General features: G+C 58.8%; 19 protein-coding genes. 10 read left to right on the top strand and 9 right to left on the bottom strand.

Annotated elements, in window-relative coordinates; all coding sequences use genetic code 11:
* Positions 1–199: 199 nt before the first annotated feature.
* Positions 200–1,786: an ABC-F family ATPase gene (locus ACOCLD_RS12320; protein ID WP_233684841.1), complete on the top strand. Its 1,587-nt coding sequence runs from the start codon at positions 200–202 to the stop codon at positions 1,784–1,786.
* 205 nt (positions 1,787–1,991) lie between these two features.
* Here ACOCLD_RS12320 and ACOCLD_RS12315 read toward each other — a convergent pair whose 3' ends face one another.
* The 3 genes from ACOCLD_RS12315 to ACOCLD_RS12305 all read right to left on the bottom strand — a co-directional run bounded on the left by ACOCLD_RS12315 (position 1,992) and on the right by ACOCLD_RS12305 (position 4,614).
* On the bottom strand, positions 1,992–2,717 hold the full coding sequence (locus ACOCLD_RS12315; RefSeq protein WP_422909362.1) for a DUF1294 domain-containing protein: 726 nt from the start codon (positions 2,715–2,717) through the stop codon (positions 1,992–1,994).
* A 17-nt stretch (positions 2,718–2,734) separates the two neighbouring features.
* Positions 2,735–3,703: an alpha/beta fold hydrolase gene (locus ACOCLD_RS12310; protein ID WP_422909361.1), complete on the bottom strand. Its 969-nt coding sequence runs from the start codon at positions 3,701–3,703 to the stop codon at positions 2,735–2,737.
* A gap of 80 nt (positions 3,704–3,783) precedes the next feature.
* Complete coding sequence (locus ACOCLD_RS12305) at positions 3,784–4,614, bottom strand: undecaprenyl-diphosphate phosphatase (protein ID WP_422909360.1); 831 nt, start codon at positions 4,612–4,614, stop codon at positions 3,784–3,786.
* Between the two features lie 328 nt (positions 4,615–4,942).
* Between ACOCLD_RS12305 and ACOCLD_RS12300 the strand changes: the two genes are divergently transcribed.
* The 4 genes from ACOCLD_RS12300 (at position 4,943) to ACOCLD_RS12285 (ending at position 9,764) form a co-directional block, all read left to right on the top strand.
* Positions 4,943–6,577, top strand: a complete 1,635-nt coding sequence (locus ACOCLD_RS12300) for a methyl-accepting chemotaxis protein (RefSeq protein ID WP_422909359.1) — start codon at positions 4,943–4,945, stop codon at positions 6,575–6,577.
* A 7-nt stretch (positions 6,578–6,584) separates the two neighbouring features.
* Complete coding sequence (locus ACOCLD_RS12295; RefSeq protein ID WP_233684835.1) at positions 6,585–7,202, top strand: hypothetical protein; 618 nt, start codon at positions 6,585–6,587, stop codon at positions 7,200–7,202.
* A 422-nt stretch (positions 7,203–7,624) separates the two neighbouring features.
* Positions 7,625–9,283 (top strand): nitrite/sulfite reductase, encoded by a 1,659-nt coding sequence (locus tag ACOCLD_RS12290; RefSeq protein ID WP_422909358.1) that lies wholly within the window; start codon positions 7,625–7,627, stop codon positions 9,281–9,283.
* Positions 9,267–9,764, top strand: coding sequence for a DUF934 domain-containing protein (locus ACOCLD_RS12285; protein ID WP_233684833.1), 498 nt, complete (start codon positions 9,267–9,269; stop codon positions 9,762–9,764). Before ACOCLD_RS12290 ends, ACOCLD_RS12285 begins: the two co-directional genes overlap by 17 nt.
* A gap of 44 nt (positions 9,765–9,808) precedes the next feature.
* On the opposite strand, the gene ACOCLD_RS12280 is transcribed toward ACOCLD_RS12285, so the two are convergent.
* Positions 9,809–10,387, bottom strand: a complete 579-nt coding sequence (locus tag ACOCLD_RS12280; protein WP_422909357.1) for a TetR/AcrR family transcriptional regulator — start codon at positions 10,385–10,387, stop codon at positions 9,809–9,811.
* 113 nt (positions 10,388–10,500) lie between these two features.
* Between ACOCLD_RS12280 and ACOCLD_RS12275 the strand changes: the two genes are divergently transcribed.
* The gene (locus tag ACOCLD_RS12275; protein WP_422909356.1) at positions 10,501–10,938 is read left to right on the top strand and encodes a hotdog fold domain-containing protein; all 438 of its coding nucleotides are present in this window, start codon (positions 10,501–10,503) and stop codon (positions 10,936–10,938) included.
* 54 nt (positions 10,939–10,992) lie between these two features.
* Here the strand turns inward: ACOCLD_RS12275 and ACOCLD_RS12270 are convergent, their stop codons facing one another.
* Both ACOCLD_RS12270 and sohB read right to left on the bottom strand, forming a co-directional pair.
* Complete coding sequence (locus tag ACOCLD_RS12270) at positions 10,993–11,982, bottom strand: YhdH/YhfP family quinone oxidoreductase (RefSeq protein ID WP_422909355.1); 990 nt, start codon at positions 11,980–11,982, stop codon at positions 10,993–10,995.
* A gap of 25 nt (positions 11,983–12,007) precedes the next feature.
* Positions 12,008–13,027: a protease SohB gene (sohB, locus tag ACOCLD_RS12265; protein ID WP_422909354.1), complete on the bottom strand. Its 1,020-nt coding sequence runs from the start codon at positions 13,025–13,027 to the stop codon at positions 12,008–12,010.
* A 211-nt stretch (positions 13,028–13,238) separates the two neighbouring features.
* On the opposite strand from sohB, the gene ACOCLD_RS12260 reads away from it, so the two are divergent.
* From ACOCLD_RS12260 to ACOCLD_RS12245, 4 genes are all read left to right on the top strand, one after another.
* On the top strand, positions 13,239–13,949 hold the full coding sequence (locus ACOCLD_RS12260; protein WP_422911800.1) for a histidine phosphatase family protein: 711 nt from the start codon (positions 13,239–13,241) through the stop codon (positions 13,947–13,949).
* A 54-nt stretch (positions 13,950–14,003) separates the two neighbouring features.
* A complete protein-coding gene (locus ACOCLD_RS12255) occupies positions 14,004–14,318 on the top strand; it encodes an SCP2 sterol-binding domain-containing protein (RefSeq protein ID WP_233685214.1) in 315 nt (104 codons plus the stop codon).
* A gap of 209 nt (positions 14,319–14,527) precedes the next feature.
* The gene (locus tag ACOCLD_RS12250) at positions 14,528–15,595 is read left to right on the top strand and encodes a phosphotransferase family protein (protein ID WP_233684828.1); all 1,068 of its coding nucleotides are present in this window, start codon (positions 14,528–14,530) and stop codon (positions 15,593–15,595) included.
* A 180-nt stretch (positions 15,596–15,775) separates the two neighbouring features.
* Positions 15,776–16,543 (top strand): SDR family oxidoreductase, encoded by a 768-nt coding sequence (locus tag ACOCLD_RS12245; protein WP_090255842.1) that lies wholly within the window; start codon positions 15,776–15,778, stop codon positions 16,541–16,543.
* A 69-nt stretch (positions 16,544–16,612) separates the two neighbouring features.
* On the opposite strand, the gene ACOCLD_RS12240 is transcribed toward ACOCLD_RS12245, so the two are convergent.
* The 3 genes from ACOCLD_RS12240 to ACOCLD_RS12230 all read right to left on the bottom strand — a co-directional run bounded on the left by ACOCLD_RS12240 (position 16,613) and on the right by ACOCLD_RS12230 (position 19,975).
* The gene (locus ACOCLD_RS12240; protein WP_422909353.1) at positions 16,613–18,238 is read right to left on the bottom strand and encodes a methyl-accepting chemotaxis protein; all 1,626 of its coding nucleotides are present in this window, start codon (positions 18,236–18,238) and stop codon (positions 16,613–16,615) included.
* 187 nt (positions 18,239–18,425) lie between these two features.
* Positions 18,426–18,890 (bottom strand): DUF3859 domain-containing protein, encoded by a 465-nt coding sequence (locus tag ACOCLD_RS12235; protein WP_422909352.1) that lies wholly within the window; start codon positions 18,888–18,890, stop codon positions 18,426–18,428.
* Positions 18,891–18,952: 62 nt separating this feature from the next.
* Positions 18,953–19,975 (bottom strand): amidohydrolase family protein, encoded by a 1,023-nt coding sequence (locus ACOCLD_RS12230; protein WP_422909351.1) that lies wholly within the window; start codon positions 19,973–19,975, stop codon positions 18,953–18,955.
* Between the last annotated feature and the right edge of the window lie 12 nt (positions 19,976–19,987).

Here is a 19,987-nt window from a genome sequence, read left to right as displayed (position 1 = left end):
GCAGGCCTGGACCGATAGCCAGTTGGGCTTTCCGCATTGACAGGACGTTCGCCAGAGCAGCACTCAAACATGCTCCACGCCACGGCCAAACAGCTCGAATAGCTACTCCGCCTGTCCCATGCCCTGCCCTTTGCGCCCGTAAACCGCTACAATCGCGCCCCTTTCGCGCCCATGCGCCCGCTTATCTGGACCAAGATTCGTGATCTCCACCGCCAACATCACCATGCAATTCGGCGCCAAGCCGCTCTTTGAAAACGTCTCCGTGAAGTTCAACAACGGCAACCGTTACGGCCTGATTGGCGCCAACGGTTGCGGCAAGTCGACCTTCATGAAAATTCTCGGTGGTGATCTGGAGCCTTCGGCTGGCCAGGTGATGCTGGAGCCGAACGTGCGCCTGGGTAAGCTGCGTCAGGATCAGTTCGCTTACGAAGAGTTCAACGTGATCGACACCGTGATCATGGGCCACGCCGAGCTGTGGAAGGTCAAGGCCGAACGTGACCGCATCTATTCGCTGGCAGAAATGAGCGAAGAAGACGGCATGAAGGTGGGCGAACTGGAGGGCGAGTTCGCCGAGATGGACGGCTACACCGCCGAATCCCGTGCGGGCGAGCTGCTGCTTGGCCTGGGCATTCCACTCGAACAGCACTTCGGCCCGATGAGCGAAGTCGCCCCCGGCTGGAAGCTGCGCGTGCTGCTGGCCCAGGCGCTGTTCGCCGACCCGGACGTGCTGCTGCTCGACGAGCCGACCAACCACCTGGACATCAACACCATCCGCTGGCTGGAAAACATCCTCACGGCGCGTAACAGCACCATGATCATCATTTCCCACGACCGTCACTTCCTCAACTCGGTCTGCACCCACATGGCCGACCTGGACTACGGCGAGCTGCGCCTGTTCCCGGGCAACTACGACGAGTACATGACGGCCGCCACCCAGTCGCGCGAGCAACTGCTGGCCGACAACGCCAAGAAGAAGGCACAGATCGCCGAGCTGCAGACCTTCGTCAGCCGCTTCTCGGCCAACGCCTCGAAAGCCAAGCAGGCCACCAGCCGCGCCAAGCAGATCGACAAGATCCAGCTGGCCGAGGTCAAGCCATCGAGCCGCGTCAGCCCATTTATCCGCTTCGACCAGAACAAGAAGCTGCACCGCCAGGCCGTGACCCTGGACAAACTGTCCAAGGCCTTCGACGACAAGGTGCTGTTCAAGAATTTCAGCTTCACCGTAGAAGCCGGCGAGCGCGTGGCGATCATCGGCCCCAACGGCATCGGCAAGACCACCCTGCTGCGTACTCTGGTTGGTGAAATGACCCCGGACGCCGGCACCGTGAAGTGGACCGACAGTGCCGAACTGGGTTACTACGCCCAGGACCACGCCCACGACTTCGAAGCCGATGACACGCTGTTCGAGTGGATGGGCCAGTGGACCCAAGGCGAGCAGAATATTCGCGCCGCCCTCGGCCGCATGCTGTTCTCCTCCGATGAAATCCAGAAATCGGTGAAGGTGCTGTCCGGTGGTGAGCAAGGCCGCATGCTGTTCGGCAAACTGGCCTGCCAGAAGCCCAACGTGCTGCTGATGGACGAACCGACCAACCACCTCGACATGGAATCCATCGAGGCTCTCAACCTGGCACTGGAGAACTATCCAGGCACGCTGATCTTCGTCAGTCATGACCGCGAGTTCGTCAGCTCCCTGGCCACCCGCATCATCGAGCTGTCGGAAAACGGCGTGACCGACTTCAGCGGCAGCTACGACGACTACCTGCGCAGCCAGGGCGTGATCGTCTGACCGGTCTATAACCAGTATAAAAAAGCCCGCTCATTGAGCGGGCTTTTCGTTTGTACCGCCTTATGCAGTGGCGAACAACCCGGCGATCTGCGCATGCGCGGCTCTTCACCATAAGCCAGGCCTTCATCTCGATGTCGGTGATGCCGGCCGTCCGCGCCTGGATCGAACACCTCAGCGAAGCCGTCAGCCGTTGGGAGCAACCGATCTAGCGGTGTAAGGCGTGCAACACAACCATCAACAACTGGCCATCGAGCAACAGCCAGTCAATCCATATCACCTGGTGTGAAACCACAATCGACCAGAACACCAACTGGAAGGATGCCTTACGCGTCTTGTGTCGGAAACACTGCTGCGCCACCAGCGCGCCCGGCCATCCACCGAGCAGCGCGACCCCATGCAGAATATTTTCCGGCGTGCGCCAGCGACCAGCCTGGGCGCTGGATTTGTCGTGCCAGTACTGCACAAAGCTGATCATGCTGGCCAGCGGATAAGCCAACAACACCCAGACCACACCAAACTGCGTCAGCACGCGCCAACCACCCAGCAGCGGCAACACACAGAGCAGAATCAACAGCGCCATTTTCGCCGGTAGATGCTGAATCGGCCCGGAGTCGTGGCTGCGCTTCGTCCGCATCCTGGGCTTATTTGCTGGCTTAGCAGCTGACTTGATTAGCGGTTTATCTGCGCGCGGTTTACGGCGAATGGCCGGACGATCCAGCGCCAGTTCACCGGCCAGGCGGATATGCTCGGCGCGCGCCCGGCCCTGGGCATCCTGGCCGGCGACATACAGCACCTGATCGCCGGCAACCGGGCGACGGTCACCGCGCATGGCCGAGATATGCGCGAAGAGCTCTGCACCGCCCTGCTCCGGCTGAATAAAGCCGAAGCCCTTGTCGTCATTCCAGTTGCGTAACCGGCCACGCTGTTCCATCACGTCATCCCAGAGCTTTACGCGCGATAGTGGCGCTGCAGAAAGTCCAACAGCAAGGCATTGACCTGCTCAGCCTGCTCGTTCTGAATCCAATGCCCGCAGTTTTCTAGAACATGCGACTCCAGCCGGGGAACCCGCTTGGGCATCTGCTTGAGGGTATAGGCCTCCAATGTGCCCACCGGGTCCATATCGCCCAGCAGAAATAGCGCAGGCTGCTCGACCTGCCGCTCAGCCAATGCCTCGGTACGCTGCCAGTTACGCTCGAAATTGCGGTACCAGTTCAGCGCACCATAGAAGCCGCGCTCCTGGAAAGTCTGCACGTAGAGTTCGAACGCCGACGCATCACACCAGGCGGGCAGCGTGCCAGGGTCCTGCATGCCGTCAAACAACCCCGCATCGGCGGTTTTTTCCTGCAGGAAGTGATCCTTGGGTACGGCGGCGGAAGTGTTGTGCATCATCATGCGCAAAGTCCGCGCAATATCAGCATCCATTTCCACCTCAGCCACGCCCGGCTGCTGAAAATGCACGATGTAATGAAAGCGTCCGGCATACAGCTGGCGCATGATCTCGATGGCCGGCTGTCGGGGTCGACCGCCAAACGGCACCGCCATGCCGACCACGGCCTGCACCCGTTCAGGTTCAAGCAGGGCTAAATGCCAGGCAATTGGTGCGCCCCAGTCGTGGCCGACGACACAGACCTGCTGCTGCCCCAGCTGACCCATGGCCGCCTGAATATCACCGCAGATCGTCAGCACATCGTAGGCCGCCGAATCACGTGGCGCGCTGCTCAGGCCGTAGCCACGCATTTCCGGGATCAGCACGCGGTAACCGGCCGCAGCCAAGGGAGCAATCTGCTGGCGCCAGGAATGCCAACACTCGGGAAAGCCGTGCAGCAACCAGACCGGACGTCCCGCTGCTGGGCCAGCACTGTAAAGGCTCAGATCGATGCCGTTGACCTGAAGGATTTGCTGCTCAAGCTGATGCATACACGCCTCCATTAACCGAGGCCACTATGACAAAGGCGCACCCCGAGGTGCGCCTTTAATCCATCTGCCGAATACAGCAATCACGGCTGCGCCGTGCTCCAATCAATCCACTGCAACTGCCAGGTCGCCAGAATCAGCAAACCAAAACCAATGCGATACCAGGCAAAGGCTGCATAGCTGTGCTTGCCGATAAAGCTGAGTAGCGCCCGCACCGCGATCATGGCGAAGACAAACGAGGTGATAAAACCGATGGCGAATACCGGCAGATCGCTGGCCTGGAACAGGTCACGGTATTTGTAGCCGGAATACACCGCGGCACCGACCATGGTCGGCATGGCGAGAAAGAAGGAGAACTCGGTGGCGGCCTTGCGCGACAGGCCAAACAGCAGACCGCCGATAATCGTCGCGCCGGAACGTGACGTACCAGGAATCATCGCCAGGCACTGAGCAAAACCGATCTTCAGGGCGTCCTTCCAGGTCATGTCATCGACACTTTCCGCGTGCACAAGGTGCGTGCGCCGCTCGGCCCAGAGCATGATCACACCACCGATGACCAAGGCCAGGGCCACAGTGATCGGGTTGAACAAATAATGGTGAATCAGATCGGCAAACAGAACGCCCAAAGCTACCGCAGGCAGAAAGGCGATCAGCAGGTTGGCGGTAAAGCGCTGCGCCTGCTGCTCTTTCGGCAGGCCGATGACGATGTCGAAGATCTTGCGTCGGTATTCCCACACCACCGCCAGAATCGCCCCAAGCTGGATGATGATGTTGAACGCCATCGCCCGCTCGCCGCCAAAACCAATCAGGTCAGCGACGATAATCTGATGCCCGGTGCTGGAAATCGGCAGAAACTCGGTCAGCCCTTCCACCACACCCAAAATAAATGCCTGCAAGGCAACCCAAAGATCCATCCCCACTCCCCAACACGTGCGTTTTTGGCACGAACAACAACGATGATGAACCCGCGAGTGCGTCGACAACCTTTACGAGTAAAGGTTCCCTCGCACAGAAAAAACAGCCAAATCACACACTTAACAAACAGTGGCGCAAATCCTAACAGAGAACATGCAGCCACAGTGCTGCCAACCCTGGGGGCTGGAACCGCCCGCCGCCAGACAATTGCTGGCCATTGGCCTTCTACACTGTGCTTATTCGCCAATTAGCCTAAGGTCTAACGTAGGAAAACAGCGTGGTCAGCCTATAAGAGCGCCTCACAAAAACAGAAGAGAGCTTAGCCCCATGAACAGCTTGCGCAGCCTACCCATCAATCGGCGCCTGTGGCTGATTCTGGCAGTGTCCATCCTGATGCTGGTGATCCAGGGCGCACTGTTACTGCAGCAAATCCACACCGACCTGTATGCCGCCAAGAGTGAGAAGACCCAGCATGTCGTGCAGAGCGCTGCCGGAATTCTGAAATACTTCCATGGTCTGGAAACAGCAGGCAGCCTGCCCCGTGAACAGGCACAGAAACAGGCCATGGAGGCGATTCGCGGCCTGCGCTATGCCGGCCAGGAATACTTCTGGATCAACGATCAGACGCCCGTAATGATCATGCACCCCACCAACCCCAAACTTGAGGGGCAGAACCTCTCGGGCTTCAAGGACCCTGACGGCAAAGCGCTGTTCAATGAGATGGTGGCCATCAGCAAGAGCAAGGGCGCCGGCCAGGTGAACTACCGCTGGCCCAAACCTGGCGCCAGCGATCCGGTGCCCAAGGTGTCCTATGTCGAACTGTTCCAGCCCTGGGGCTGGATTATTGGTTCAGGGGTGTACGTCGATGATGTCCAGGCCGAGTTCCAGACCCAGGCCCTGAAAGCGCTGATTATCGGCCTCGGCATTGCCATCTTGGTGGCGTTGCTGGTGGTGCTGATCGTGCGCAGCATCACCCAGCCACTGCAACAGGCCGTCAGCGCCATGGCCAATATCGCCAGCGGCGACGGCGACCTGACGCGCAACCTGGACACCCATGGCAGCGATGAATTGTCCGCCCTGTCCCGCCATTTCAATGTGTTTACCGAGAAGTTGCGCCAGGTGATCCGCCAGTCACTCGACTCCGCCGGCAAGCTCGATGTAGCCGCCCGCGAACTCGGGCAGATTTCCAGCCAGGCGCAGCAGCACAGTGAGCAGCAATCACAGCAGATGGAACTGGTGGCCACGGCAATCAACCAGGTCACCTATGGCGTGCAGGATGTGGCGAAGAACGCCGAACATGCTTCATCAGAAGTGCATGCCGCCGAAGATCAGGCGCGGCAGGGCCAGCAGAACATCGAAAGCAGTCTGCGACAGATCACCGAACTGTCCGCCACCATCAGTCAGGCTGTCGAAGTCATTCAAGCCCTGGCTCAGGAAAGCACGCAGATCGGCAGCGTGCTGGAAGTGATTCGCTCGATTGCCGAGCAGACCAACCTGTTGGCACTCAACGCCGCCATTGAGGCAGCCCGGGCTGGCGAGCAAGGCCGTGGCTTTGCAGTCGTAGCCGACGAAGTCCGTCTACTGGCGCAGCGCACGCAGAAATCCACCGCCGAAATCCAGGTGATGATTGAACGCCTGCAAGGTAACTCGGAGGCCGCCGTCAAAGTCATCAACGACAGTAGCAAAGCCTCACAACTAACCATCGAGCAGGCCAGTCAGGCAGGCGTCAGCCTCACCCAGATTGCCAGCGGTTTGCGCAACCTCACCAGTTTGAACGCTTCCATCGCCAGCGCGACGCTGCAACAATCGCACGTGGTCGAAGACATCAACCAGAATGTCACCCAGGCGGCCAGCCTGGCTCATAACAATGCCCTGGCAGCACAACAATCCAGCGACGCCGGGCAGCACCTAGGCCAGCTTGCTGAACAACTGAACAGGCTGCTGGGACAGTTCAGGGTATAAATACTAAATGAGCAGTATGGAACATCAGGAAGTCGACCTCAGCAAACCGCAGAACCAGGACCTGATCTGGGACCTGGACAGCATTGCCAGGCGCGAGCTGGCCGAGCGCTTTATCAAGCTGTTCGAGAACCGCCTGTGCGTCTACTCGGAATCGACCCGCCAGTTGTACACCAACTATGACCTGCACTTTCCCAGCGACCTGGGGCGCAAGATGGTGGTGCTGCCCAACCCCTATGCGTTTCACGACACCCTGAATGGCATCGAAGCGCTGGCCGTGCGCAAGACCGGGCTCTGTGTGCTGCCCGGTGTGGTGCTGAACAAGCCTGGCCTGCTGCTGACCACGATGATCAAGGAAGGCGGCCCGGCGCCAAAGACCATGCCATTCAAACCCGCCCTGGCGCAGATCATCAGCAATCAGAAAAAGGCGGGGGACATTTTCCTGCCGATCATGATGAAAGGTGACCTGCGCGAGTTCGATCAGCAGATGCCCTACATTCACCTGCATCGCCTGCAAGTCGGTCGCCTGACACGCCTGTCGACCTTCGAACGTGACGATATCCAGCAGACCATCACCCGCAAACTGCTGATGCTCTACCGTCAGGCCGACAGCCTTAGCTGCCATTGAAGCTGCGCACTGCGCAATAAAAACGGGCATCGACCCATTGATGCCCGTTTTTGTGTACTGGTCGCCGGGTCTTACTGCTGGCTGACCCAGAACACCGCAGTGGCGACGAAGATCAGAATCAAGGCAAAGATGGCCTTGGCATCGACCACGCTGTCAGCATTATCCCCTTCACTGTGCTCACTCATGGACTACCCCTCTTGTTGTGTTTATGGGTGCATCGTCATGTGCAGTTAAGACCAGCATGCTCGCCTACTCAAGCCATGGGGCTATGTTCAACGGCCGCCTTATCCCTTTAAGTTCTTTCCATATACTCAAACATCACTTTTGCGCATAACCCTGAGCTGGTATCTTCCTCCGGCTCCGCAGGGAGTGCGCGGCCGTGCGCGCTGATTAGCTGTAAAAGCCTGATAACAGGACACTCCATGTACGTATATGACCAGTACGATCAACAAATCGTCGAAGACCGCGTCAAGCAGTTCCGCGATCAAACCCGCCGTTACCTGGCTGGCGAACTGAGCGGCGAAGAATTCCGCCCGCTGCGCCTGCAGAATGGCCTGTATATCCAACGCTTCGCGCCCATGCTGCGCGTTGCCGTGCCGTACGGCCTGATGTCCTCGGCGCAGGTGCGCATGATGGCCAAGATTGCCCGTGACTACGACAAGGGCTACGCGCACATCAGCACCCGGCAGAACGTGCAGTTCAACTGGCCGGATCTGGAAGACGTTCCCGAGATTCTCGCCGAGCTGGCTACCGTGCAGATGCATGCGATCCAGACCAGCGGCAACTGCATCCGGAACACCACCACCGACCAGTTCGCTGGCGTGGCCAAGGATGAAATCATCGACCCGCGCCCCTGGTGCGAGATCATCCGCCAGTGGTCGACCTTCCACCCCGAGTTCACCCACCTGCCGCGCAAGTTCAAGATTGCGGTTAATGGCGCAGTGAGCGACCGTGCAGCGATTGAAGTGCACGATATTGGCCTGGAAGCCGTACGCAACGATGCCGGCGAGCTGGGCTTCCGCGTCTCCGTCGGTGGCGGCCTCGGCCGTACCCCGATCGTTGGCAGCTTTATCAACGAGTTCCTGCCGTGGCAGCACCTGATCAGCTACCTCGACGCCATCCTGCGTGTGTACAACCGCTATGGCCGTCGCGATAACAAGTACAAGGCGCGCATCAAGATTCTGGTCAAGGCCCTCACCCCTGAAGTGTTCGCTGAGCGCGTAAATGCCGAGTGGGCGCACCTGAAAGACGGCCCGACCACCCTGACCGAAGCTGAAGTAGCACGGGTTTCCGCGCACTTTATCGACCCGGCTTACAAAGCCCTCGAGGATCAGGATGCCGCACTGGCGGCCCTGGATGCCGAACACCCGGGCTTTGCCCGCTGGCGTCAACGCAATACCTTCGCCCACAAGAAGCCGGGTTATATCGCCGTTACCCTGTCGTTGAAACCGACCGGCGTGGCGCCAGGCGATGTCACCGACAAGCAGTTTGATGCAATTGCCGACCTGGCCGATCGCTACAGCTTTGGTGAAGTGCGTAACAGCCACAACCAGAACATCATCCTCGCCGACGTCGAGCAGGCGCAGCTGTTTACCCTCTGGGGCGAGCTGCGTGAAAACGGTTTTGCTACGCCAAACGTCGGCCTGCTTACCGACATCATCTGCTGCCCCGGCGGCGATTTCTGTTCCCTGGCCAACGCCAAGTCGATCCCGATTGCCGAGGCCATCCAGCGCCGTTTCGACGACCTGGATTACCTGTTCGACCTGGGCAATATCGACCTGAATATCTCCGGCTGCATGAACGCCTGCGGCCATCACCACGTCGGCCACATCGGCATCCTCGGGGTGGACAAGAAAGGTCAGGAGTTCTACCAGGTATCACTCGGCGGTAGCGCCGGTCGTGATGCCAGCCTGGCGCAGATCCTTGGCCCCTCCTTCGCCGAAGCCGACATGGCCGATGTGATCGACAAGATCGTCAAGGTCTACGTCGAACGCCGCAATGAAGAAGAGAGTTTCCTCGACACCTTCCGCCGTATCGGTGTCGACCCGTTCAAGGAGCGCGTATATGCAGCGAATCATTAAGAACGGTCAGTTGGTCGACGAAAGCTGGCACCTGCTGCCCAAAGACGCCACGCTGGATGGTATCTCCAACTGCGACGACCTGATTGTGCCGCTGGCCCTCTGGGTTGAGCACAGTACCGCACTCAAGGCTCGCGATGGCGGCCTGGGTGTGTGGCTGGATGCCGGTGAGGAAATCGAGGAAATCGCCGATCAACTGGACAACTTCCAGGTCATCGCGCTGAACTTCCCGGCCTTCACCGACGGCCGCCACTGCTCCACGGCCTACCTGCTGCGCAATCGCTATGGCTACAAGGGTGAAGTGCGCGCTATCGGTGATGTACTGCGTGATCAACTGTTCTCCTACCTGCGCGTGGGCTTCGATGCCTTCGCCTTGCGTGAGGACAAAGACCCGCAGGATGCCTTGAAAGCCTTCGAAGAGTTTCGCGAGGTGTATCAGGCTTCCACGGATCAGCCGCTGCCGCTGTTCCGCCGCCGCGCCTGATCGGCTCAGCACTAAAAAGCCCCGTATCGCGGGGCTTTTTAGTTTCAGGCTCTCACGCTGTCCCAGGCCAGCTGCGCCAATAACTCGCGACAATCCGCCAGTTGCGTCTGCGTACGCCCCGCCAGCCAGTTACGCGAGAGGTCGTGGGTTGGCCCGATAATGACCGAAGCAAAACAGTCCACCGGCATGGCCTTGAACAGCCCCTCTTCGCGGTAACGCGAGAGCGCAGCAAAGATGCGCTGAAAGTGCTCGCGGTTGGCTTCACGCAGTTGCTCCCCCATTTCCCCCGCCTCAACCCGGCTGCGGCTGTGCAGAACAAAGCGCGCCCAATCAGGATTGGCCACCACCCAGTCGACATAGCTGGTGACCAGCAACTTGACGCAAGCCTCAGCACTGTCAGCCGTGGCAAAGCCTTCTTCCAGCATCGCTGCATACTCCGCCGTACCTGCCAGATAGAGCGCGGCGATGATCCGTTCCTTGTTGCCGAAATGGTGATACAGACTGCCGATACTGGCCTCGGAACGATCACGGATCATCTCGATGGTGGTGCCATCAACTCCGACCTCGGTAAAGCAGGCCAGCGCGGCCTGGAGGATTTCATCTTTGCGGGAACGACGAGCCATGCTTTCCTCGTACAGCAATCAACAAGAAAATAATTCTAGAATTTAATTCTAATATTTGTACACTGCCCTGGCGCGCACTCAATCCATCACCTCAATCCGCCCAGGAGAAGTCCATGAGCCAGATGTTACAGATGTTCCAACAGGCAGGCCCGGCGCAGTTCAGCACCATGATCGGCCAGGTCGCGCCCTACTTCGCCAGCATCGCCCCACAGTTCGTTGAGCTGCGCCCAGGCTACGCCGAAGTCACCTTTCCCAAACGTCGCGAAGTGCTCAACCACATTGGCACCGTACACGCGATTGCCCTGTGCAACGCCGCCGAACTGGCTGCAGGGACTATGACTGACGCGTCGATCCCCAAGGGTTGCCGCTGGATTCCGCGCGGAATGACTGTGGAATACCTGACCAAGGCTGATGGTGATATTCGCGCCGTGGCCGATGGCAGCGCCATCGACTGGAACCAGCTGGGTGACGTCACTGTGCCTGTGCAAGCCTTTGTCGGCGACAAAGCAGTGTTCCGTGCAGACATCACCATGTACGTCAGTCAGGCCTGAACCCCGGAAATACAAAGGCCCGGAAATGCCGGGCCTTATCAGACACGCTAGCAATCAAGCCAGGTTGACCAGCACACGCCCGACCTGCTTGCCCGCGAGGATTTGCGCAATGGTTGCCGGCAGTTGCTCAAGCGTTACCTCGCTGACCAGTGCATCGAGGTTGACCTTCCATTGCAACGACAGCTTGTCCCACATCGAGGCCTTGACCACCAGCGGCAGCTCTACAGAGTCGACCCCCAGCAGGTTCACTCCGCGCAGGATAAACGGCAGTACACTGCCCTTGAAGCCGACCCCGGCCGTCAGCCCACAGCAAGCCACGCTAGCGCCGTAGCGCAGCGACTTGACCACGTTGAACAGGATGTCCCCGCCCACACAGTCCACGGCGCCCGCCCACTGCTCCTTGAGCATCGGCTTATCAGTGCCTTCCTGCAGCTCGCTACGCAGCACAACCTGCTGTGCGCCAAGGGCCTTGAGGTAATCGGCCTGCTCCGCCTTGCCCGTCGAGGCCGCGACGCGATAGCCCAACGAGGTCAGCAGGGCCACGGCGACACTGCCTACACCACCCGTAGCCCCCGTCACCAGTACAGGGCCGGTATCCGGACTCAGGCCGCTTTGCTCCAGCTTGTCGACACACAGCGCCGCCGTCAGACCAGCAGTGCCGAGCACCATGGCTTCACGTAGGGATAAGCCCTTGGGACGCTTCAGCGCCCAGTTGGCCGGAATCCGAATGTACTGGGCAAAGCCGCCCGAGGTGTTCATGCCCAGGTCATAACCGGTGACGATCACCTCATCACCCACGCTGAATTCAGCCACGCTGGACGCTTCCACCACACCTGCAGCGTCGATACCCGGGGTATGCGGAAAGCTCTTGGTCACGCCACGGTTGCCACTGGCTGACAGTGCATCCTTGTAGTTGAGCGAGGAGTACTTGACCCGAATCAGCAGTTCACCGGCCGGCAAGTCGCCGATATCGCGCTGCACAATCACCTGTTCGAAACCGCCCGTAGCACTTTCACGGGCTTGCAATGCACTGAACTTGCTCATCTTATTCCTCTGTATGAAGGCGTTATTACCAGAAGCGCTGCTGATTCAAACGACTCAGCCAGTTCAGCACAAAGCGATCCAGCGCTACGCTGCCCGCCAGTCCTACACGCTCCTGCAGGGTTTTCTTCTCGGCATAGTGCAGATGAAACAGCTCAGCACTTTTCGCCCGTTCAGCCAGGTACTCGTCGCTGGTTTTCAGCTCATCCACCAGCTGTTTCTCCAGCGCTGCCAGGCCTAGCCAGACTTCACCGGTGGCAATCTGATCGATATCCAGTTGTGGCCGGTAACGCGCGACAAAACCTTTGAACAACTCGTGGGTGGTTTCCAGATCGTCCTGAAATTTCTCCCGGCCTTTATCGGTGTTCTCACCAAACACGGTCAGGGTGCGCTTGTACTCACCCGCGGTGAGCACCTCGAAATCAATGTCATGCTTCTTCAGCAAACGGTGCACGTTGGGCAGCTGCGCCACCACACCAATCGAGCCGAGAATGGCGAATGGCGCGGAAATGATCTTCTCGCCAATACAGGCCATCATGTAGCCGCCACTGGCCGCAACCTTGTCGATACAGATGGTCAGCGGCACGCCCGCTTGACGAATACGTGCCAGCTGCGAAGAGGCCAGACCGTAGCTGTGTACCATGCCACCACCGCTTTCCAGACGCAGCACCACTTCGTCCTGCGGTGTAGCCATGCTCAGTAAAGCAGTGATTTCATGGCGCAGGCTGTCGGTGGCCGAGGCTTTGATGTCGCCATCGAAATCCAGCACATAGACACGCGGTTTCTGCGTACCGGCTTTTTTCTCCAGCTTGGCTGCCTTGGCTTCGGCTTTGGCCGCAGCCTTCAGCTGATCCTTGTCGAGCACCGCATGCTCGACACGCTGTTGCAGCTGCTTGAAGAAGTCATTGAGCTTGTTCACCTGCAGCTGGCCCGAACCCTGGCGGCCCTTGCTGCGCAGGGCGGCAATAGTGACCAGCACCACCACAATGGCGACAAGCACTGTGACCGTTTTGGCCAGAAAGCCGATGTACTCTGCAAAAAACTCCACGTATTCCCCCCTCAATCCTATGGCAGCGCCCATTCATCGACCGCGCTGATTGTCAGCAAGCATACCGAGGCCATGGGTTGGCGGCCAGCAAGCCGAGGACTGGCTATTCAGCGCATCGATGCAATTCAAACAAGCGTATGTTTTTACGTTGACAGCTCCTGAGCTTCCTCATACCCTCGCGAAACTTTCAACGTACCGGAATCGAGCGGACGTGGGCAGCATCTACCTGATTCGACATGGCCAAGCCTCATTCGGTGCCGACGATTACGATGTGCTATCGCCCATCGGAATTCGCCAGGCCGAAGTGCTGGGCGCGCACCTTGCGCAACTGGGTACACGCATTGATCGCAGCGTCAGCGGCAACCTGCGTCGTCAGCAGCACACGGCCAATGCCGCACTCCAGCAGCTGCAGGATGCTCAACTGGCAAGCGCTGCGCTGGAGATCGATGCTGCCTTCAATGAATTCGACGCCGACGCGGTGATCCGCGCCCTGCTCCCTGACCTGCTTCCAGAAGAACCCGAAGCGTTGCACATCCTGCGCAACGCGGCGCAAAACCGTGGCGAATTCCAGCGCCTGTTTGCCAAGCTGATTGGCCGGTGGGTCAGCGGCGAGCACGTCAAACCTGGCCTGCAAAGCTGGCAGGCTTTCGTCGAACAGGTACAGGGTGGTCTGGAACGTGTGCTACAGCAGGCAGACAGCAAACAGAACATCGCCATATTTACCTCAGGCGGCACTATTACCGCCCTGCTCCACCTAATCACCGGCATCGCGCCAGCACAGGCTTTCGAGCTGAACTGGCAAATTGTCAACACCTCACTAAGCTGCCTGAAGTTTCGTGGCAAGCAAGTGAGCCTGGCTTCCTTCAACAGCCATGTGCATCTCCAGCTGTTGAAGGCGCCGGAACTCATCACTTATCGCTGAGTCCGGCCCACTGCACCCTGACGGGCGCTAGTAAAACCCAAGAAAAAGGAAAACATCATGAGCGTTGCAGACATCGTCCAAACCATGCACTCCAAGTTCAACGCCAGCGCTGCCGCCGGCCTGGATCTGGTATTCCAGTTCAACATCGAAGACGGCGAGAACTACGCCCTGATCGTCAAAGACGGCACCTGCGCCGTTGAGAAAGGCGACAACGCCAACGCCAACGTGACCCTGATCATGGACACCGACACCCTGAAAGGCATCACCAGCGGCGAAACCGACGGCATGCAAGCCTTCATGTCCGGCAAACTGCGCGCCGAAGGCGACATGATGCTGGCCATGAAACTGGGTGAACTGTTCCCGGTTTAAGTGGAAACAGCAGCACAGTTGCACAACAAACCGGAGTCCTCGACTCCGGTTTTTTTTCGTCGTCAATACGCACCAGAACAGCCAATCAGGCAGCTTGATTAGGTAGCAACACGCGCACCTATAACGGCGGGTAATCCTTGTGAGCCACAGGCTGCAGCATTAGATTAACCAATTATCTTAGGCACCCATCATAAGCAGAAGGGATAAACATGGCGCTTACTGACCAGTCCACCCGTATCCGCGAAGGCGAAGAGCTCGACGCCGCGATCATCGACCAGTACCTCAAGGCGCATATCCCGGGCCTGACCGGCGAGCCACGCATCAGCCAGTTCCCTGGCGGCGCGTCGAACCTGACCTACCTGCTTGAATACCCCGGCAAAGAGTTTGTACTGCGCCGTCCACCATTCGGTCACAAGGCCAAATCAGCCCACGACATGGGCCGCGAGTACCGCATTCTCAACCAGCTCAACGCCGGCTTCCCGTATTGTCCGAAAGCCTATGTGCACTGCACTGACGAATCGGTGATCGGTGCCGAGTTCTATGTCATGGAGCGGGTCAACGGCATCATCCTGCGCTCGGACATGCCGGCCGAGCTGAACTTCAGCGCCGAGCAGACCCGCGAGCTGTGCAAGAGCTTTATCGACAAGATGGTCGAGCTGCACAACGTCGACTATCAGGCCTGTGGCCTGGGCGACCTGGGCAAGCCGGAAGGTTATGTGCAACGGCAGATCAGCGGCTGGAGCGACCGCTACGAAAAAGCCCTGACGCCCGACGCACCGCTGTGGGAGCCGGTCAAGGCCTGGCTACGCGACAAGATGCCGGCCGACCACCACAAGCCGGGCATCGTGCACAACGATTACCGCTTCGATAACGTGATTCTCAATCCACAGAACCCGAGTCAGATCATCGGCGTACTGGATTGGGAACTGACCACCATTGGCGATCCGCTGATGGACCTGGGCAACACCCTCGCCTACTGGATCGAAGCCGCCGACCCGGCTCCGGTGCAACTGATGCGCCGCCAGCCGAGCAATGCACCGGGCATGCTCACCCGCCAGCAATTTGCTGACTACTACGCTGAGCGCGCCGGCATCGAGATCAAGAGCATCGACTTCTACTACACCTACGGCCTGTTCCGTCTGGCCGGTATCGTGCAGCAGATCTATTACCGCTACTTCCATGGTCAGACCCAGGACAAACGTTTCGCGCAGTTCATTCACATGAACAAACTGCTGGAGCAGATGAGCCTGCAAGTGATCAATAAATCGCAGTTGTAAACGGCCGAACAGGCCTCATAGAACCCATTCAAAGGCTTGCGAGCTAGAGCCATGCAAGGCAGAAACAGGCGAGGAAGCGGAGTTTACTTTTGTAAATGAGCATTCCGAGACTGTTTTTAACGCCGCAGGGCCGACGCGCAGCAGACTTTGGATACGTTCTCAATAAGAAAGGAAAACCCCATGTCCAAGACCCATCTGTTCGACCTCGACGGCAAGATCGCTTTCGTCTCCGGCGCCAGCCGTGGCATCGGCGAGGCCATTGCCAAACTGCTGGCCCAGCAAGGCGCTCACGTCATCGTCTCGAGCCGCAAGATTGATGACTGCCAGAAAGTCGCAGACGCGATCATCGCCGACGGCGGCAAGGCCACAGCGATTGCCTGCCACATTGGTGAAATGGAGCAGATCAGCAACGTATTCGCGCAGATCAAGGAGCAGTTCGGTCGCCTCGACGTGCTGGTCAACAACGCCGCCACCAACCCGCAGTTCTGCAACGTCCTGGACACTGACCTGGGCGCGTTCCAAAAGACCGTCGATGTGAACATCCGCGGTTACTACTTCATGTCCATCGAAGGCGGCAAGCTGATGAAAGCCAACGGTGGCGGCAGCATCATCAACGTGGCTTCGATCAACGGTGTCTCCCCTGGCGAGTTCCAGGGCATCTACTCGGTGACCAAGGCCGCCGTGATCAGCATGACCAAGGTATTTGCCAAGGAGTGCGCGCAGTTCGGCATCCGCTGCAACGCCCTGCTGCCAGGCCTGACCGACACCAAGTTCGCCTCGGCGCTGACCAAGAACGACGCTATTCTCAAGGTCGCCCTGCAGCGCATCCCGCTCAAACGCGTGGCTGACCCGAGCGAAATGGCTGGCACCGTGCTGTACCTGGCCAGCGATGCCTCCAGCTACACCACTGGTGTAGCACTGAACGTGGATGGCGGTTTCCTCTCCTGAGGTGCGGCATTTAGCGGCAATGAAAAAGGGACCCTCGGGTCCCTTTTTCATGCGTGCAGCAATAGTCGATCAGATGCTGAAACGTGCTACCAGCGCATTCAGGTCCACCGCCAGGCGCGACAGTTCCTGGCTGGCCGCACTGGTCTGATTGGCACCGGCCGAGGACTGCATCGACAGGTCGCGGATATTCACCAGGTTGCGGTCCACTTCACGGGCCACCTGGGCCTGCTCTTCCGAGGCACTGGCGATCACCAGGTTACGTTCGTTGATCTGCGAAATGGCCGCGGCAATTTCATCCAGTGCCTGACCTGCAGCCTTGGCCACATCCAGGGTCGAACGCGCCCGGCTGTTACTGTTCTGCATGGCGTTAACCGCCTTATCGGTGCCCTGCTGGATACCGCTGATCATCTGCTCGATTTCGCGGGTCGACTGCTGTGTGCGATGCGCCAGAGCGCGCACTTCATCGGCCACCACGGCAAAACCACGCCCGGCATCGCCAGCACGCGCCGCCTCGATCGCGGCGTTAAGGGCCAGCAGGTTGGTCTGCTCGGCAATCGAGCGGATCACATCCAGGACCTTGCTGATGTCACGCACCTGCCCTGCCAGCTGTTCCACTTCAGTGGCGGTGTTGGTGACGTCTTCGGCCAGGTGGCTGATCGAATCGACCGTCTGCCGCACCTGCTCACGACCGTGCTGGGCGGTGCGGTTGGATTCGCTGGAGGCTTCGGAGGTGCTCACCGCATTGCGCGCGACTTCTTCCACGGCGCTGGTCATCTCGTTGACCGCAGTGGCCGCCTGTTCGATTTCGTTGTTCTGCTGGTGCAGGCCCCGGGTGGAGTCTTCCGTCACCGCACTGAGTTCTTCCGAAGCCGAGGCCAGCTGCGTCGAGGAGTCGGAAATGTTCTGGATGGTGCTGCGCAGGCTTTGCTGCATGGTCTTCAAGGCGCCCAACAGTCGGGCCGGCTCGTCCGAGCCCTGAACATCGATGGCCTGGGTCAGATTACCGCTGGCCACTACCTCAGCGACCCGCACTGCTTCACTCAGCGGGCTGACAATGCTGCGGGTCAGCAACAGCGCCAGAATCACGGTCAGCCCAAGCGCCAGGGCGATCATCAGGATCACCCACATCCGTGCACTGGTGAATACCGCCTCAGCTGCGTCAGCAGCGGCACCGGCGCCAACCCGGTTAATTTCAGAAAGCTCGACCAGCGCCTTGGCCATACTGTCGGCGTGACCGTTGAGCGGACCATTGGCAACCGCCAGGGCCGCATCCAAATCGTTTTGCCGTATGGCTTCGACGATCTTGCTTTGCTCTTGCAGATAGCTACTTTCAGCCTGTTTGAAACGCCCGTAAGCGCTTCTTTCTTCAGCACTGGAAATCAGTTTTTCATAAGTGCCTTGCGCCTTGCCAAGATGACTGCGGAGCTCTTCGACGCGAGCCAGATTTTGCCGCGCCATGCTCTCGTCACTGTTGAGCATCAAGCGCAGGGTCAAGGCACGCAGCCGCAGAACATCTTGACTCATTTCACCCAGGCTCAGAATGCTGGGCAGCCAGTTTTCATTTACCTGCTCCGACTGCTTGTTCATTTCGGCCATCTGCAGCAGCGAAAAGCCGCCGAGTACCAGCACCAGCAACGCCACCAGGCCAAAGCCCAGCGATGCTCTGGGCGCAATATTCAGGTTTCTTAGGGTCATCACGGCTGTCCTTTACGGTTCTGAAGCAGCTTATTCGATAGCATATGGCCATTATCCTTATGAATGCCTTAAGACCTTCAGCCAATATCTACAGACTCCGTATCGACTCTAGCATTGGATTCTTGACCCCTTGAACATAAAAAACCCGAGCCAGAGCCCGGGTTTAGCGTTACCACTTAAAGAAGCTTTAGCGTACGGTAAAGCGCTGTTCCAGCAGCTTGCGATCCTCCTGGAACACCATAAAGTGCCATTCACCCGGCACCACTTCATGCCTATCGGTGAACTCGAAGGCCATCACGTCCTGCGGTGCACCGGGAACCAGCTTTTGCGTCACCACAAATTTGTCATGGCGCTTGCCATCCGGGGTGATCACCCCAGGGGTGAGGTACAGCAGAGTCAGCGGCGCTTCACTGGCCGTTTTACCCGTCAGGCTGTAGCGCACACCGAATTTGGTGCCGAGCTTGGCGGGAATCTCGTCACCGGGTTCAATCTGCTGGTTGCTGCGGGTCAGGACGCGCTCACCCTCCTGAAAATCCTGGTAATCGCTGGCGAAGACGCCATATTCCACCGGGCCTTGAACCCGCACTTCGGCCTGCACCAGGCCACTGATCAAGACGCATGCCGCCAAGGCACTGAAACGGGTGTATTGCATGTCGCGCTCCTTGTTTAGATGGCGCGAGCCTATGACACCCGTGTGACAAGGCCATGACAGCCTTATTCAGCCAACTCGGCCTGCACCTTGCGCGGCAGCACCGCGAGAAAGTTGTCACGCGCCACCTGCTGCGCCACGTCCGCCGGCAAGGCATCAAGAAAGGGGGTAAAACCGCTCAGGTATTCACCCAGCCCATCAAAGCGCCCAACCACATCGGAGCCCAGCATAAAGCGCGCGGGGTAGCTGCTGACCAACATCAGCCATTCAGGGTCAGGCTTGCCGTCGGCATCCAACAGGTACGGCTGCAACATGGTCCAGGACAGGTCGACATACAAATTGGGGTATTGCTTGAGCATCCGCTCAAGCGTTGGCAAAAGAAAATCCAGCTTCTCCTGATGGCGATGGATTTCCTTGCTGGTGCCGGCATGCGCCCAGATAAAACGCACATGCGGGTGATTGCGCAACGGGTCTTCGATTTCCTGCAAATACAGTGGATTGCGCTCGCGCTTGGAGGTGATGTTGGAGTGCAGCATCACCGGCAGATCGTACTCGGCGGCCAAATGAAAGACTCGCGCCAGGGCCTCGTTGTTAGCCCGTGGCGCATCACCATGGATCAGCGCCGTAAGGTCGTCATGGCGGGTAAAAATCTCGCCGATGCCCTGCCATAGCCCAGGATCGAGTTCGAGCATACGGCGGATATGCGCATCGGCATTTTTGTCGTTCGGGTTGAAGCCAGAGAGAAATGGATGCAGACGCTTGCGCTGCTCAGCCGGCACCTGCTTGTAGGCATGCGCCACCAGCACATCGGTGGCGCTGTACCAATAAGCGTTGGCATCGTCGCCAGCGTAGTAGCGCGGCCGCTTGGGTTCATCTTCATCCCACTTCTTCGCCACCGGAATACCCGAGAGCATCACATGCTCGATATTACCTGCCGCCATCTGCTCCAGCAGCTCGGTCATGCCCGCGCTTTCCTGAAAAAAATCGACGTAATGCAGATGGGCATCGCTAAAACGGTAATCGCGGGCCAGCGCCAACGGGCTGCAAACAGTGACTAAAACCGCAAGACTCAATGCAAGTCGCCTCAAACCCCAACCCTC

Source organism: Pseudomonas cimarronensis, from assembly GCF_049331905.1.
Classification (GTDB): domain Bacteria; phylum Pseudomonadota; class Gammaproteobacteria; order Pseudomonadales; family Pseudomonadaceae; genus Aquipseudomonas.
This window is presented reverse-complemented; position numbering and strand designations above follow the sequence as displayed.

Bases quoted from the DNA above. Each gene is read 5' to 3' on its own strand.
- ACOCLD_RS12290 (WP_422909358.1), top strand. From the start codon at position 7,625: ATGTACGTATATGACCAGTACGATCAACAAATCGTCGAAGACCGCGTC.
- ACOCLD_RS12250 (WP_233684828.1), top strand. From the start codon at position 14,528: ATGGCGCTTACTGACCAGTCCACCCGTATCCGCGAAGGCGAAGAGCTC.
- ACOCLD_RS12235 (WP_422909352.1), bottom strand. From the start codon at position 18,890: ATGCAATACACCCGTTTCAGTGCCTTGGCGGCATGCGTCTTGATCAGT.
- ACOCLD_RS12275 (WP_422909356.1), top strand. From the start codon at position 10,501: ATGAGCCAGATGTTACAGATGTTCCAACAGGCAGGCCCGGCGCAGTTC.
- ACOCLD_RS12245 (WP_090255842.1), top strand. From the start codon at position 15,776: ATGTCCAAGACCCATCTGTTCGACCTCGACGGCAAGATCGCTTTCGTC.
- ACOCLD_RS12285 (WP_233684833.1), top strand. From the start codon at position 9,267: ATGCAGCGAATCATTAAGAACGGTCAGTTGGTCGACGAAAGCTGGCAC.
- ACOCLD_RS12270 (WP_422909355.1), bottom strand. From the start codon at position 11,982: ATGAGCAAGTTCAGTGCATTGCAAGCCCGTGAAAGTGCTACGGGCGGT.
- ACOCLD_RS12240 (WP_422909353.1), bottom strand. From the start codon at position 18,238: ATGACCCTAAGAAACCTGAATATTGCGCCCAGAGCATCGCTGGGCTTT.
- ACOCLD_RS12305 (WP_422909360.1), bottom strand. From the start codon at position 4,614: ATGGATCTTTGGGTTGCCTTGCAGGCATTTATTTTGGGTGTGGTGGAA.
- ACOCLD_RS12280 (WP_422909357.1), bottom strand. From the start codon at position 10,387: ATGGCTCGTCGTTCCCGCAAAGATGAAATCCTCCAGGCCGCGCTGGCC.
- ACOCLD_RS12310 (WP_422909361.1), bottom strand. From the start codon at position 3,703: ATGCATCAGCTTGAGCAGCAAATCCTTCAGGTCAACGGCATCGATCTG.
- ACOCLD_RS12315 (WP_422909362.1), bottom strand. From the start codon at position 2,717: ATGGAACAGCGTGGCCGGTTACGCAACTGGAATGACGACAAGGGCTTC.
- ACOCLD_RS12295 (WP_233684835.1), top strand. From the start codon at position 6,585: ATGAGCAGTATGGAACATCAGGAAGTCGACCTCAGCAAACCGCAGAAC.
- ACOCLD_RS12300 (WP_422909359.1), top strand. From the start codon at position 4,943: ATGAACAGCTTGCGCAGCCTACCCATCAATCGGCGCCTGTGGCTGATT.